This is a genomic window from Geodermatophilus sp. SYSU D00684, from assembly GCF_054050455.1.
This window is the reverse complement of record NZ_JBJGZI010000064.1, coordinates 1-805: the sequence shown is the minus strand read 5'-3', so window position 1 is coordinate 805 and position 805 is coordinate 1. Positions and strand designations below refer to the sequence as shown.

Here is an 805-nt window from a genome sequence, read left to right as displayed (position 1 = left end):
TGGCCGGGCCCATGTGCGCGTACCAGGCCGGGATTGCGGTGAGGCCGGCGACGAGCCGGTCGACGAAGGTCTGCTCGTCCTGGGTCAGCGCCGGGTTGACCCGCGCCTGCTCGCCGACGGTGGAGGAGTCGCCGCTGGTCGGGGTGGCCGAGCAGAAGCTGCCGAAGCCGTGGGTGGGGAACACCGGGGTGCCGGCGGGCAGCTCGGCGGCCAGCCGGCGCACCGAGTGGTACTGGGCGTGGGTGAGCTCGTCGGTGTGCTCGGGGCCGACCAGGTCGGTGCGTCCGGTCGCGCCGTAGAGCATCGAACCGCCGGTGAACACCGCCTGCACCGCGCCGTCGGCGTCGGTGAGCACGTAGCTGACGTGGTGGTGGGTGTGCCCGGGGGTGTGCACCACCCGCAGCCGCATCGGGCCGGCGGTGAGGACGTCGCCGTCGGCGACCGGGGTCCGCTCGTAGGTGACGGGATCCCCGGCGGGGACGGCGTAGGCGGCGCCGGCGGTGCGGGCCAGCTCCAGGCCGCCGGTCAGGTAGTCGTTGTGGAGGTGGCTCTCGGCCACGAGCGCGATGCGGACGGTCCGTTCCTCGGCGAGTGCGAGCACCCTGTCGATGTCGCGCTGCGGGTCGATGACCACGCCGGCGCCGTCGGCGCTGATCAGGTAGCTGCGGTCGCCGAGGCCGGTGGTCTCGATGACGTCGATCTGCACGGAGAGCTCCTCGGTACGGTACGGGGCAGGGGTATCTGCGGGTGACGCGAGAGACCGGTCAGCGGGTCGCGACCGGCCGGCCGTCGGCGGTCCAGGCGG

At 73.8% G+C, this 805-nt stretch carries 1 protein-coding gene; it reads right to left on the bottom strand.

Going from position 1 to position 805, the window contains the following annotated elements; translation table 11 throughout:
* The coding region (locus ACI79L_RS23930) for an MBL fold metallo-hydrolase (protein WP_456939190.1) at nt 1-706 on the bottom strand (706 nt) is incomplete at its 3' end.
* Nucleotides 707-805 lie beyond the last annotated feature (99 nt).